Below are 13521 nucleotides of genomic sequence, written 5' to 3'. Positions count from 1 at the left end.
CATTGAATAAACAGAGAAGCAACCATATCAGTCCAGCGTTCTATCTTATGGTAGTTCCCGTGGCAGCACTATTCTTTTTACTCCATACGGTCCCCTTTCTAAAGGGCATCTTTTACAGCTTTACGAACTGGAAGGGCTATGGGAACTGGGAATTTATCGGGTTTAAAAATTTCCTGCAGTTTTTTAAGGATCCTTCCATAAAGCAGGCCTATGGCTTTACCTTTCAGTTTGCGCTTTCCGCCACTGTCCTGGTCAACGTGTTAAGTCTGGCGCTGGCATGCGGGCTCAATGGAAAGATTCGGGGAAAGAATTTTTTAAAGGCGCTTTATTTCCTGCCATATATGCTGGGAACTCTGATCATCGGTTTTGTATTTAACTTTATCTTTGGCAATATCATTCCGGGTTTTGGAAAATTGGCAGGTATCCCCGGACTGAGCGTAAATATCCTTGGTACCAGCAAAGCATGGCTGGGGGTTTTGTTCGTTACTATCTGGCAATCCATGGCCTTTAACACCATGATATATCTCTCCGGCCTTCAGACGGTAGACAAGGATATCTATGACGCGGCATCCGTTGACGGTGCCGTTGGCCTCCAGCGGTTTATCAAGATCACCTTCCCGCTGATTGCTCCTTTTTTTACCATTAATATGGTATTGAGTGTTAAGAGTTTTCTTATGGCATTTGACCAGATTATGGCAATGACAGGGGGAGGACCCGGAACTGCGACCACTACGATCTCCATGTTGATTTATAAGCGGGGATTTGACGGCGGACAGTTTGCTTATCAGTCAGCCAATGCCGTTATTTTATTCTTGGTTGTGGCGTCAATTTCCGTATTCCAGCTGAAGCTTTTAGAAAAAAGGGAGGCGAAAATAAACTGATGAAAGAGAAAGAAAAGACCAATTGGCTCCTGACAATCCTTCTGTCAGTAATCGCTGTTTTCGTGATCCTGGGCCCCCTATATATTACTGTTGTAATAGCCTTGAAATCACCGTCGGATATGGAACATGTACTGGCTCTTCCCACTTCCCTGCACTTAGAGAATTTTTCTAAGGCATGGGAGCTTACCGGCTATCCCAGGAAGTTCTTAAATACATTTTTTATCACAAGCATCAATCTGGTGTTTACCATCCTGACCAATTCCATGGCGGCTTATGCCATTATACGGAATAAGGATAAAAGCAGATTTTTCAATCTCATGTATTATTATTTTATCAGCGCCATGTTTATCCCTTTTAATGTGATTATGCTTCCCCTGGTAAAACAGGCCTCAGCCTTTCATTTGGATAACATCTATGGCATCACATTAATTTATATTATATTCGGACTACCTATGAATACGTTTCTTTATTCAGGTTACATCAAATCCCTGCCTGTGGCATTAGAGGAGGCGGCGAGGATCGATGGGGCGGATACGTTCCAGACCTTTTGGCGCATTATATTTCCGCTTCTTAAGCCCATGAGCGCTACGGTGGCAATCCTGTCCTTTATGTGGACCTGGAATGACTTCCTGATGCCCCTGGTTTTGTTAAGCGATGCAAGCCAGCAAACCCTGCAGCTGGCCCAGTATGTGTTTAAAGGCCAGTTCTCCACCCAGTATAATCTTGCCTTTGCCTCGTATTTGATGGTGCTGCTGCCAGTTTTAGCAGTATATGTTTTTTGTCAGAAATGGATCATCGCAGGAGTGACTAGCGGTTCTGTAAAAGCTTAAGGGAAGGAAGAAGAAAATGGACAGAAAATGGTGGAAACAAGCGGTTATATATCAGATTTACCCCAGAAGCTTTCAGGACAGCAACGGGGATGGAATCGGAGATCTTCAGGGGATTATCTCCAGACTTGATTATTTGAAAGAACTTGGGGCAGATGCTCTCTGGCTCTCCCCGGTCTATTGTTCCCCACAGGATGACAATGGTTATGATATATCCAATTATCAGGATATTGATCCAATGTTCGGGAATTTAGAAGATATGGAAGAACTGATTAAAAAAGCAGGCAGCCGTGGGATCCGAATTATCATGGACCTTGTTTTAAACCATTCTTCCGATGAGCATCCATGGTTTACGGAGGCGAGAAAAAGTAAAGATAACCCCTATCATGATTATTATGTATGGAGAGATGGCGTGGAAGGAACTGCTCCAAACGGGCTAAGAGCCGCTTTTGGCGGTTCCGCCTGGGAGTGGGTTCCGGAACTTGGGCAATACTATTTCCATCAGTTTTCAGTGAAACAGCCGGATTTAAACTGGGATAACCCAAAGGTACGCCGGGAGATCCAGGATATGATCCTTTGGTGGATGGAGAAGGGAGTCGGCGGGTTCCGGCTGGATGTCATCGATTTAGTTGCCAAGGAGCCTGACCGGATGATCACAGCTGATGGTCCAAAGCTCCATGAATTTATACAGGAATTAAGCAGGGAGACCTTTCAGAAAGGTGATCTGGTCACCGTAGGGGAAGCATGGAGTGCAAATCCGGAAAATGCCGTTCGTTACAGCAATCCGGATGGCAGTGAGCTTTCCATGGTATTCCAGTTTGAGCATATCTGCCTTGACCAGAAAAAGGGCGGAGAAAAATGGGACTTAGCCCCTCTTCCCTTCCTGGAATTAAAGCGTGCCTTATCCACCTGGCAGGAATCCCTTTACTGCAAAGGCTGGAACAGCCTGTTCTGGAACAACCATGATCTGCCGAGAATCGTATCCCGCTGGGGAAATGATAAGGAATATCGAATAGAATCTGCCAAAATGCTGGCAATCCTCCTTCATGGAATGCAGGGCACCCCCTACATCTACCAGGGCGAAGAACTTGGAATGACCAATGTTCGGTATGATATGGAAGACTACCGGGATATTGAAACTTTAAATATCTACAGGGAAAGGACCGGGGCCGGATATAATGAAACGGACGTCATGGAGTCTATCTATACAAAAGGCCGGGATAATGCGAGAACACCGATGCAGTGGAATCATGGCAGAGAAGCTGGATTTACAGATGGAACTCCCTGGATCAAGGTGAATCCAAACTATTTGGAAATTAATGCAGAGGCCGCAATGGCAGATGAAAACTCTATTTTTTACCTTTACCAGAAGCTGATTGGGTTAAGAAAAACCTACGACGTATTCGTAGATGGGAAATACCGGCTCCTGATGCCGGAGGATCCCGATCTATTTGCCTATACCCGCACGCTGGAAGAAACTACTTTGCTTGTAATTTGTAATTTTTACGGTAAAACAGTTCATTTGCAGCTGCCGAAAGAGCTTGACCGTGAGAAAAAGCAGTTAATCAGCTCTTATACGGATGAAGGCCTTACAGATGTGCTCAGGCCGTATGAAGCAAGAATGTATCTGATTAAGTAATTGAAAGGAAGAGAGCCGGAAACGGCTCTCTTCCTTTGTTTGTCAGCCATGGGCGTCTTTCACTGGCACTCATTTAGTTCTTCTAATACCTGGCTCATTAAATATTCAAATACCACAATCACCCTTGCATAAAAATAATTGGACTGCAGATTCCTGTCATCCAGCGTCTTATCATCCAGAATCGGAATATTGACGGTGGACGAACGGCCAATATAATTGCTCTGTTCTCCTGTAAAAGATACGATATCCACCTGATTCTCATTTGCATAATCTACAAGCTTTGCAATGGTATCTGTTTCCCCGCTCTTGGAAACCACGATAACAAGTGATGCACCAAGACGGTTTTTATCATAGACTGCATAGGCATTGGTCTTAATCACCCGGAAACCGGTTACCAAAAGCTTACGCTCCATATATTCCGCCAACGGTGTGGAAAATCCGGTAGCAGATACCAAAATAATATCATTTCTGTGTTTTTTTAACTGGCCCATAAAATCATTTAGTAATTCATCTGGTATATCGTTGATAAAGCTGGTAATATCCGATAGCCTTTCTTTATTTTTCCTATGGCTTGTAATCATAAAATTAAGACGGTATATCATATCGGTATATCCGGTATATCCCAATTTTTTTGATAATTTGATGATCGTTGCAGCCGATACAAAATTTTGGGTTGCAACTTCACGTACAGCCATATGAAGTACCTGTTGATTATTTTCCAGAATATAATTTAATATCTGGGTTTCCGTATCTGTCAGCTTGTATTTATCCGCCAGTTTATAAACATCAAATTTCATATCGTCCGCTCACCTTAATCCCTTCCCTTTTTATGATATCCCCTGCTGTCAATATCATTCATTCCAAGGTCCATCAATCGGGGACCTTATACAGCATCCCTTCTTTAAGCGATACTCGTAAGGTGCGCAGGAAAAAAGACAGGCTGTCAGGTACTTCCCTTCCGCCTGTCTTTCTGTCTTAGACCTCTGTCGTGATAAATATATCATAAATTGCCTTGATCGCTTCCTCAAAATCCGCGTTCTTTACGCCAATGATGATGTTGAGTTCACTGGATCCCTGGTCAATCATTTTTACGTTTACCCTGGAATGGGCAAGGGCCGAAAAAATCCTTCCGGCAGTCCCTCTGGTCGCCTTCATGCCACGGCCCACCACTGCGACTAACGCCAAGTCTGATTCCATCTCTAAGAAATCTGGTTCTACGGCCCTGTGGATCCCTGCAATGACGGACTGCTCATGATCTTCAAACTCTGACTGATGGACAAAAATGGTCATGGTATCGATTCCCGACGGCATATGTTCAAAGGAAATCCCGTACTTTTCAAATACCTCAAGCACCTTTCTCCCAAAACCGACTTCCGTATTCATCATGGCCTTTTCAATGTTGATGGAGCAAAAGCCCTTCTTTCCTGCAATTCCCGTAATGGTATAATGAGGCTTTCTGCAGGTGCTTTCCACGATTAAAGTTCCTTTGTCCTCAGGCTTATTGGTGTTCCGGATATTGATGGGGATTCCTTCTTTTCTCACCGGGAAAATAGCATCCTCATGGAGGACACTGGCTCCCATATAGGCAAGCTCTCTTAACTCCCGGTATGTAATGGTCTCGATGACCTCAGGATTCTTGATGATCCTGGGATCTGCCACCAGGAAACCGGAAACATCCGTCCAGTTTTCATACATATCCGCATGAATGGCCTTTGCAACAATGGAGCCTGTTATATCAGAACCGCCTCTGGAAAAGGTCTTTATGGTCCCATCCTCCTTCGCTCCGTAAAAGCCCGGGATCACAGCCCTCTCCACATGTTCCAGGCGCTCTGAAAGCTCTTTATTGGTAAGCTCTGCATTAAAATTACCGTCTGCATCAAAGAAAATCACTTCAGCTGCGTCAATGAATTCGTAGCCTAAGTATTCTGCCATCACCATTCCATTTAAGTACTCTCCCCTGGAAGCCGCATAATCACGCCCTGCCTTTTTAAGGAAATTTTCTTCAATGGTCACAAACTCATGATCCAGATTCAGATTAATGTCAAGTCCGTCAATGATCTCCATGTAACGCTCCTTGATTTTATCCAGAATCTTTTTATAGCTTTTTCCATCTGCTGCCCCATCATAACACTGGTATAACAGATCAGTCACCTTTTCATCCTTGTCATTTCGCTTGCCTGGTGCGGATGGCACCACAAACCGTCTGCTCTTGTCCCCGCGGATGATCTCGCCAACTTTCTTAAACTGCTTTGCGCTGGCCAAAGAGCTTCCTCCGAATTTCACAACTTTTTTCATAGGCCTATCTCCTCTGATACAGGTTATCATTACATATTTAACGGAAATAATATCCTAATTGGTATCAGCTGTCAAGTATTTTTCGATAACCATGCATAATTTTCCATATTTATGCATAAACTTACCCTTCCATCTCCCGGTTTATCTTCTCTTCGCAGGAACGCATGGCAAGGATGGTTTTTTCAAACAGCTCATCAAGAGTCCAGCCCAGATTTTCTGCGCCTGACGCGATCACTTCCCTGGAACAGCCTGCCGCAAACTTCTTGTCCTTAAATTTTTTCTTAAGGCTTGAGACTTCTAAGTCCATAACGCTTTTTGAAGGGCGCATCCTTGCAGCCGCTCCGATGAGTCCGGTCAGCTCATCTGCCGCAAACATGATCTTTTCCATCATATGCTCCGGCTCTACCTCAGAACAGATGCCGTAGCCATGGCTGCATATGGCATGAACGAGTTCTTCTTCCACCCCGATTTCTGAAAGAAGCTCCGGGGCCTTTTTACAGTGTTCCTCCGGAAACTGTTCAAAATCCACATCATGAAGAAGTCCTGCGATTCCCCAGAATTCTTCCTCTGATCCAAATCCCATTGCTCCTGCGTACCAGCGCATGACCCCTTCCACGGTCAGACCGTGAAGGATATGAAATGGTTCCTTATTATATTTCTTAAGTAACTCCAGTGCCTGTTGTCTTGTGATTGCTGTATTCATATCGCCTGCGTCTCCTTATCTATAAAATTCTAAGTTTATTGTTTCCTTTAAAAAGACTCTATGCTGCTTTCTCCTGATACATGGATTCCGTTTTCTTCCAAAAGCCTTGCGGTCACACCATCTCCTGAAATCTTTGTCCCTGAAAACGTCCCGTCATAAATCCACCCATGGCCGCAGGAAGGACTCCGTTCCTTTAAAATCGCCCGCTTACAGCCATATAGCCTGGCCAGCTTTAAGGTTTCTTCTGCTCCCTTAAAAAAACTGTCTGTCACGTCTTTTCCTGACCGGTCCACCACGCGGAGCTGATCGCGGCCGTCTGTTACCGCTTTAACAATCTGCTCCGCAGGCTCTCTTGGCGTTTCTAAGCCTCCAAGCTGCTCCGGACAGACCGGTATGAAATTGTATTTCTCTATAAGCCCAATCAGATTCTCCTGTCTGCCGTTTCCGCCGTCATAGCGGCAGTTGACTCCCAGCAGGCAGGCACTCACCAGTATGTTTTCTTTTTCTCCGCCCATCTTCCGCCTCCTTTTTCAGTACTTCTTTCACACCTTTTTGTAAAAAAACATCCTCCAGGCAAAAGCCCAGAGGACATCAATTCTTAGTCTTTTTTTATTATAACATAAGGAGTAAAATTTGCAATATTTTTGAAGTTTAAAATATTATTTCAGTATATAAAAATTTGTTAGATAACTCATAAAAACGCCTTTATTTTCCACCTCTATTTATAGATTTTATCTATAAATAAAAGCGTGGAAACCTCCTGTTTAAGCGAAAAAACGCATGTTCTAACTTTTTTTGTATGAAACTAAAAATTTTTTATATTTTCGTGGAATATCAATTGTTTTTGTATCGTTTATATGTTAAAATGTATGAGAAAGAAGAAACACAAACGCCATCTTTAACAAAATTATGCAAGAGAGTATTGTTAAAAACAATGTGCGGAATTATATAATATCAACTAAGAATGAAGAGAGAGAGGAATTGTCATGTATGTAGTAAATGTCAACGGCAAGGATTACCAGTCAGAAGAAGATCTGGCATTAATGGATTTTCTCAGAAACAGACTTGGAATCACCTCCGTTAAAAACGGTTGTAAGGAAGGTGCCTGCGGTACATGTACAGTCATTGTGGATGGGAAGACGGTCCGTGCCTGCATAATGAAATTGTCCAAGCTGGAGGGCAAAAAGGTACAAACCATAGAAGGATTCACACAGAGAGAACGGGATGTCTTTGTCTACGCCTTTGCGGCAGCAGGCGCCGTACAGTGCGGTTTTTGCATTCCTGGCATGGTGATCAGCGGCAAATGCTTAATCGACCAGAATCCCAATCCAACCAGAGATGATGTAAAACAGGCGATCCGTACAAATATCTGCCGTTGTACAGGCTATACCAAAATAGAAGACGGCATTTTGCTGGCAGCAAAAATGTTCAATGAAAATTTAGAGGTTCCTGAGCTTAAGCAGACTGCTGCCATAGGAGAAAGAACCTGCCGTGTGGATGCGGAAGCAAAAACACTGGGTACCGCCAAATATGCGGATGACTATTATCTGGAAGGCATGCTATATGGAAAGAACGTGTTCACCAAATATCCACGGGCTAAAATAAATGGAATCGATACCGGCAAGGCTCTTGCAATGCCCGGAGTAGTCGCTGTCTATACGGCAAAGGACATACCTGGAGACAGGTATATCGGACATCTGGCACATGACTGGCCCGGTATGATCGATGTAGGCGAAGAAACAAAATGCATCGGAGACACCCTTGCTATCGTAGTGGCTGAAACCATGGAACAAGCGTTGGCGGCAGTAAAAGCCGTAGAAATAGATTGTGAAGAATTAGAGCCCATCCGCTCCCCAAGGGAAGCTATGGTACCAGGTGCTCATCAGGTTCATGGCGAAGGCTTTATGCAATTTGGCAAATTCAGAACTCCGGTAAATAACCTTCTTGACCACGAGGAAGTAAAACGGGGTGACGCAGAGACAGCTCTTGCAAATTCCAAGTATATTGCAGAAGGCACCTTCTTTGTTCCGCCGACAGAGCACGCTTTTATGGAACCGGAAACTGCTGTTGGTATTCCTGAAGGTGACGGAGTTAAGGTAATTACCGGAGCACAGGGTATTTATGATGAACATCACGAATTAAGTGCATATCTTGGCATTCCTATGGAGAAAGTAAGGATTCAGAGTGCTTTTGTCGGCGGCGGCTTCGGCGGAAAGGAAGATATGAGCGTTCAGCATCAGGCTGCTCTTTGTGCATATTTATCAAAGAGACCTGTAAAAGTATCCTTCTCCCGTCAGGAAAGCATTAATTATCATCCAAAGCGTCACGCCATGGAAATCTACTGCAAGATCGGCTGTGATGAAAACGGTATTATCCAGGGTATGAAGGCAAGGCTTCTCTCTGATACGGGAGCTTATGCTTCTTTAGGCGGTCCGGTACTTCAAAGAGCCTGTACCCATGCGGGTGGACCATATAATTACCAGAACGTGGACATTGAAGGAGATGCTTACTATACCAACAATCCGCCTGCCGGTGCATTCCGCGGATTCGGCGTAACCCAGTCCTGTATGTCAACGGAAGCTTTGATCAACCAGTTAGCAGCGCAGATGGGAATTTCCGGCTGGGAGATCCGTTACCGCAATGCCATCAGACCTGGCCAGTCCCTTCCTAACGGGCAGATCGCTGATGAGGGCACCGGTATGGTGGAAACCCTGGAAGCAGTAAAAGAAGATTTTGAAAAATATGAGGCAGACCCCAATTATTTCGTAGGAATTGCATCTGCTATGAAGAACGCCGGAATCGGTGTTGGTCTTGCAGACGTAGGCCGCTGTATCTTAAGAATACGTGACGGAAAGGTTGTTACAGGCTCTTCTGCTGCTGCTATCGGCCAGGGGCTTCAGACCATAACCTTACAGATGGTCTGTCAGACTACAGGTCTTGCGCCGGAACAGGTAATCGTTGGACATCCGGATACAAAATACACACCAGACTCCGGAACCACCACCGCTTCCCGCCAGACCGTATTTACAGGAGAAGCAATTCATATTGCCGCAATGAAACTGAAAGAGGATCTGGATGCAGGACATTCCTTAAGCGATTTGGAAGGCAAAGAATACTATGGCGAATTTGATTATAAAACAGATCCGATCGGCAGCGACAAACCAAATCCGGTAAGCCATATTGCTTATGGATATGCAACACAGCTATTTGTTCTTGATAACGAAGGAAAAGTTGTCAATGTAATTGCAGCTCATGACATAGGCAAGGCCATCAATCCCCTTGCAGCAGAAGGACAGGTGGAAGGCGGTGTTGCAATGGGTCTTGGTTATGGACTGACCGAGGACTTCCCATTAAAGGACAGCATTCCTCAGGCTAAATTAGGTACTTTAGGCCTCTTTAAAGCACCGCAGATGCCTCCTGTCGACGTACGGTTCATTGAAAAAAATCCATCGGATGTAGCATTCGGAGCAAAAGGTGTGGGCGAGATCGTATGTGTTATGGGAGCACCCGCTTTGCAGAATGCTTATTTCAAAAAGGATGGCGTATTCCGTTACAAACTTCCTTTGGACAATACGTTCTACCGTAAACCAAAGCCGGCAAAAAAATAGTTACCAGAATACCCAAAAAAGGGCGGAATGTTTACCGCCCTTTTTTATTACAAAAGCGCGAGGCAGCAAAAGGAGGACTCATATGACAGCAGGTTTTTATGAAGAATTAAAAAATGCCGATGAAAACACAAACTTAATCAGCCTGACAATCGTCGAAGGACAGGGGCTTGGAGCCAAGGCCCTGTGGTCGAATGGAAAAATCATCTGCAGGCAGGGGGCTGAAAAAGCTTTTGATGTTTTTTCAGAGGATTTAAAGAGCATTGACAAAACCCAGACCATAAAATCTCAGGACAGCACTCTGTTCTGCGAATTTGTGACAGGAGAAAAGTACATGGTGGTATGCGGGGCCGGCCATATTTCCATCCCGATCATCAGAATCGGAAGGATGCTGGGATTTCATGTTACAGTGATTGATGACCGGTTATCATTTGCCAATACAGCAAGAAAAGAAGGGGCTGACACCGTTATCTGCAGGCCTTTTGGGGAAGCCTTAGAAGAGATCAAGGGAAGCACCGGCCATTACTTTATCATCGTCACCAGAGGTCACCGGTATGACCAGGACTGTTTATCTAAAATCATCGGCAAAAAAAATGCCTACATCGGTATGATCGGAAGCAAGGTCAGGGTAAAGCTTGTAAAGGATTTTTTAGCAGACGAGGGAATCAGCAGAGAGCTGCTTGACCAGGTTTACACGCCCATCGGACTAAAGATCAACGCACAGACCCCGGAGGAAATCGCCGTGGCAATTATGGCGGAGATCATTCAGGTGAAAAACGGCAGTAAAAAAAGCTTTGGCTATCCAAAGGAAATCCTTGACGGTCTCACTTCTAAGGAGTTGTCTGATATGCCAAAATCCCTTGTCACCATTGTTTCCAGGAAAGGCTCCGCTCCCAGGGATGTAGGCTCAAAGATGGTAGTCATGCTTGACGGGACCACCATCGGGACCATCGGAGGCGGCTGTGTGGAGTCTGAGGTGTGCATCGCAGCAAGAGAAGTTGCCAGAGATAAAAAGCCGGTATTAATGAAAGTTGACATGACTCCGGGCAACGCAGAGGACGAAGGCATGGTATGCGGAGGCGTTGTAGAAGTATATATTGAGCCTGTCTTAAGCTGAACCCGCAAATTGGCCTTTAAAAAACACAATGACATTTTCTGAAATATATAGTATACTTCTATGGATGGATTAGTACGAACGAAAGAAAGGAAGGCTGCAACATGTATTGTGTAAAAACTATTAAAGATGATTTGTTCTGGGTTGGAGGAAGTGACCGCCGTCTCGCCCTGTTCGAAAACGCCTACCCCATTCCGAAAGGAATTTCCTATAATTCCTATGTCCTGCTAGATGAAAAAACCATTCTTTTTGATACTGTTGACCGGGCTATCACTGGACAGTTTTTGGAAAATGTGGAAGCAGTCCTTGGAGGACGGAATCTGGATTATATCATTGTAAATCATATGGAGCCGGATCACTGCGCTACTTTGGGTGAAATGGTCAGAAGGTATCCGGATGTAAAGGTGATCTGCAATGCCAAGACAATCCCGATCATCAACCAGTTTTACGAATTCGGAGTTGATTCCAGAGCTGTCGTCGTGAAGGAGGGAGACACATTCTGCTCCGGCAGGCATACCTTTACATTTTATATGGCTCCCATGGTTCACTGGCCGGAAGTAATGGTCACCTACGATACCACGGACAAGGTTCTTTTTTCAGCCGACGCCTTTGGCACCTTTGGCGCAATGAATGGAAACTTATTTGCAGATGAAGTAAATTTTGAACGGGAATGGCTGGATGAAGCCAGAAGATACTATTCCAATATTGTAGGAAAATACGGACCGTCTACCCAGACTCTTTTAAAGAAAATCGCGGATCTGGAAATTCAGTTCCTTTGTCCTCTTCACGGGCCTGTATGGCGTTCCGACATTTGCTGGTATATGGACAAGTATATTAAGTGGAGCAGTTATACTCCGGAAGAGAATGCTGTGATGATCGCCTATGGCTCCATTTACGGCAATACGGAAAATGCCGCCAACATCCTGGCATGCCGCCTGTCAGAACGCGGCATCCGCAACATTGTCATGTATGATGTATCCAATACCCATCCGTCTGTGATCATTTCAGAAGCATTCCGCTGCAGCCATTTAGTATTCGCTTCAGCCACCTATAACGGAGGGATTTTCAGCAGCATGGAGCATCTGCTTCTTGATATGAAAGCCCATAACGTGCAAAACCGCACCGTTGCTCTTATGGAAAACGGTTCCTGGGGTATCATGGCAGGCAAGAAAATGACTGAGATCCTTTCAGCCATGAAAAACATAACCATACTGGATCAGACCATTACCATCAAATCTTCTGTAAAAGAGGATCAGCTGGCTGAGATCGGGGCTTTGGCAAATGCCATCGCAGAATCTATCATAATATAAAATAGGTAAGAGCAAGGGAAATGGCCAAAAACCGCCATTTCCCTTGCTCTTTTTGATACAGAATTGTTATTATATGGGAAATGTGATATAATTTTAACTAATAAACTCATCAAATAGCGAAGCGGAGGGTCTGACCCCTTGGTCATTGCGAATATCCGATTGACCAGAAACCCAGAACCTTTCAGACATACAAAGGAGAATCCGCCATGGATACCCGTTATCTCAGTTATATTTTAACCATAGCCCAAAAACAAAATATGACAAAGGCCGCTGAAGAACTGTTTGTTTCCCAATCTACCTTAAGCCAGTACCTTTCCAAGCTGGAAAGCGAGCTTGGCACGCCCCTTTTCTTCCGGAGCAAAGGCCGCCTATCCTTAACTCCCGCCGGACAGCTTTATATTCAAGCCGCCGAAGAGGTAATATCCATCAAAAATATGCTTTACCAGAATATACAAAACTTAGATAACAGGGGCCATATCACGGTTGGTGTCACCTCCCAATTCGGGTTAAAAATGCTGACAGAAATCATTCCCGCCTTTAAAATGCGTTATCCGGAAGTCACCATTGAAATCTCTGAAACAGGTCTGCCCGCTCTCATAAAGCTTATCCTGGAAGAAAGCATTGACTGCGGAATCATGGCACTCAATACGACTGAACCTTTTTCACCGGACCAGGTTACCATATTGCGGGAAGAAGAAGTACTATTCTCCATTCCGGCCTGCCACCCTTACCGAAAAAAGAATCCGGATCATCCCATAAAAATCAAAGAATTTGAAGAAAATTTCGGTGACGAGAACATCCTTCTTTCCAAAAAAGGCTCCACCCTGCGCTATCTTACGGATGCCGTTTTGGAAAAAGCCAACTGGATTCCCCGCACCGTATGCGAAACCAACAGCATATCTGCGACCCGAAGCATGGTTGCCATGGGAATCGGCGTCACTTTTATCGGAGAATCCTGCGCCAGCGAACGGGAGCTGGTTGCCTATTATTCTGTGTCTCCCCGCCTCACAAGGCTCAATGCCCTTGTGACCAGAAAAAACTGGATCTTAAACCAGGCCGGGGCCAGCTTCTGCGAAGATATAAAGAATTTTTATAAATAAGTGTCTTCGACACTTCAACTCCCCTAGCCCCTCATTCATGAGGGGAA

At 44.8% G+C, this 13521-nt stretch carries 11 protein-coding genes; 7 read left to right on the top strand and 4 right to left on the bottom strand.

Translation table 11 applies throughout. The features are described 5' to 3' along the window. Window positions 1-2 precede the first annotated feature (2 nt). From RT269_RS08530 to RT269_RS08520, 3 genes are read left to right on the top strand one after another with little or no spacing between them, the layout of a single operon-like run. Window positions 3-881 carry a carbohydrate ABC transporter permease gene (locus RT269_RS08530; protein ID WP_331664113.1) on the top strand — a complete coding sequence of 293 codons (879 nt, stop codon included), beginning with the start codon at window positions 3-5 and terminating at the stop codon, window positions 879-881. Further along, on the top strand, window positions 881-1711 hold the full coding sequence (locus RT269_RS08525) for a carbohydrate ABC transporter permease (RefSeq protein WP_313181875.1): 831 nt from the start codon (window positions 881-883) through the stop codon (window positions 1709-1711). The genes RT269_RS08530 and RT269_RS08525 overlap by 1 nt, the downstream gene beginning before the upstream one ends. A gap of 16 nt (window positions 1712-1727) precedes the next feature. Next, a complete protein-coding gene (locus RT269_RS08520; protein ID WP_313181874.1) occupies window positions 1728-3347 on the top strand; it encodes a glycoside hydrolase family 13 protein in 1620 nt (539 codons plus the stop codon). A gap of 59 nt (window positions 3348-3406) precedes the next feature. Here RT269_RS08520 and RT269_RS08515 read toward each other — a convergent pair whose 3' ends face one another. The 4 genes from RT269_RS08515 to RT269_RS08500 form a co-directional block, all read right to left on the bottom strand. Then, entirely contained in the window at window positions 3407-4144 is a 738-nt protein-coding gene (locus RT269_RS08515) for a MurR/RpiR family transcriptional regulator (protein ID WP_313181872.1), read from the bottom strand. 178 nt (window positions 4145-4322) lie between these two features. Further along, window positions 4323-5642, bottom strand: a complete 1320-nt coding sequence (locus RT269_RS08510) for an aspartate kinase (protein ID WP_313181871.1) — start codon at window positions 5640-5642, stop codon at window positions 4323-4325. A 121-nt stretch (window positions 5643-5763) separates the two neighbouring features. Beyond that, window positions 5764-6345, bottom strand: coding sequence for a hydrolase (locus tag RT269_RS08505; protein ID WP_313181869.1), 582 nt, complete (start codon window positions 6343-6345; stop codon window positions 5764-5766). A gap of 47 nt (window positions 6346-6392) precedes the next feature. After that, window positions 6393-6860, bottom strand: coding sequence for a DUF523 domain-containing protein (locus RT269_RS08500; RefSeq protein WP_313181868.1), 468 nt, complete (start codon window positions 6858-6860; stop codon window positions 6393-6395). Window positions 6861-7331: 471 nt separating this feature from the next. On the opposite strand from RT269_RS08500, the gene xdh reads away from it, so the two are divergent. The 4 genes from xdh (at window position 7332) to RT269_RS08480 (ending at window position 13474) form a co-directional block, all read left to right on the top strand. Further along, window positions 7332-9953, top strand: a complete 2622-nt coding sequence (gene xdh, locus RT269_RS08495; protein ID WP_313181866.1) for a selenium-dependent xanthine dehydrogenase — start codon at window positions 7332-7334, stop codon at window positions 9951-9953. Window positions 9954-10035: 82 nt separating this feature from the next. Then, window positions 10036-11067, top strand: a complete 1032-nt coding sequence (locus RT269_RS08490; protein ID WP_313181864.1) for an XdhC/CoxI family protein — start codon at window positions 10036-10038, stop codon at window positions 11065-11067. A 101-nt stretch (window positions 11068-11168) separates the two neighbouring features. Next, window positions 11169-12374 (top strand): FprA family A-type flavoprotein, encoded by a 1206-nt coding sequence (locus RT269_RS08485; RefSeq protein WP_313181862.1) that lies wholly within the window; start codon window positions 11169-11171, stop codon window positions 12372-12374. A 206-nt stretch (window positions 12375-12580) separates the two neighbouring features. Then, window positions 12581-13474, top strand: a complete 894-nt coding sequence (locus tag RT269_RS08480) for a LysR family transcriptional regulator (protein WP_313181861.1) — start codon at window positions 12581-12583, stop codon at window positions 13472-13474. Window positions 13475-13521: the final 47 nt, after the last annotated feature.

Origin of the sequence: Lacrimispora sp. (assembly GCF_032078915.1) — a bacterium.
GTDB lineage: Bacteria > Bacillota > Clostridia > Lachnospirales > Lachnospiraceae > Lacrimispora.
This window is presented reverse-complemented; position numbering and strand designations above follow the sequence as displayed.

What these genes read in the sequence shown, in the direction of transcription:
- RT269_RS08490 (WP_313181864.1), top strand. Translation starts at nt 10,036, where the DNA reads ATGACAGCAGGTTTTTATGAAGAATTAAAAAATGCCGATGAAAACACA.
- RT269_RS08505 (WP_313181869.1), bottom strand. Translation starts at nt 6,345, where the DNA reads ATGAATACAGCAATCACAAGACAACAGGCACTGGAGTTACTTAAGAAA.
- RT269_RS08485 (WP_313181862.1), top strand. Translation starts at nt 11,169, where the DNA reads ATGTATTGTGTAAAAACTATTAAAGATGATTTGTTCTGGGTTGGAGGA.
- RT269_RS08520 (WP_313181874.1), top strand. Translation starts at nt 1,728, where the DNA reads ATGGACAGAAAATGGTGGAAACAAGCGGTTATATATCAGATTTACCCC.
- RT269_RS08525 (WP_313181875.1), top strand. Translation starts at nt 881, where the DNA reads ATGAAAGAGAAAGAAAAGACCAATTGGCTCCTGACAATCCTTCTGTCA.
- RT269_RS08500 (WP_313181868.1), bottom strand. Translation starts at nt 6,860, where the DNA reads ATGGGCGGAGAAAAAGAAAACATACTGGTGAGTGCCTGCCTGCTGGGA.
- RT269_RS08515 (WP_313181872.1), bottom strand. Translation starts at nt 4,144, where the DNA reads ATGAAATTTGATGTTTATAAACTGGCGGATAAATACAAGCTGACAGAT.
- RT269_RS08480 (WP_313181861.1), top strand. Translation starts at nt 12,581, where the DNA reads ATGGATACCCGTTATCTCAGTTATATTTTAACCATAGCCCAAAAACAA.
- RT269_RS08510 (WP_313181871.1), bottom strand. Translation starts at nt 5,642, where the DNA reads ATGAAAAAAGTTGTGAAATTCGGAGGAAGCTCTTTGGCCAGCGCAAAG.
- xdh (WP_313181866.1), top strand. Translation starts at nt 7,332, where the DNA reads ATGTATGTAGTAAATGTCAACGGCAAGGATTACCAGTCAGAAGAAGAT.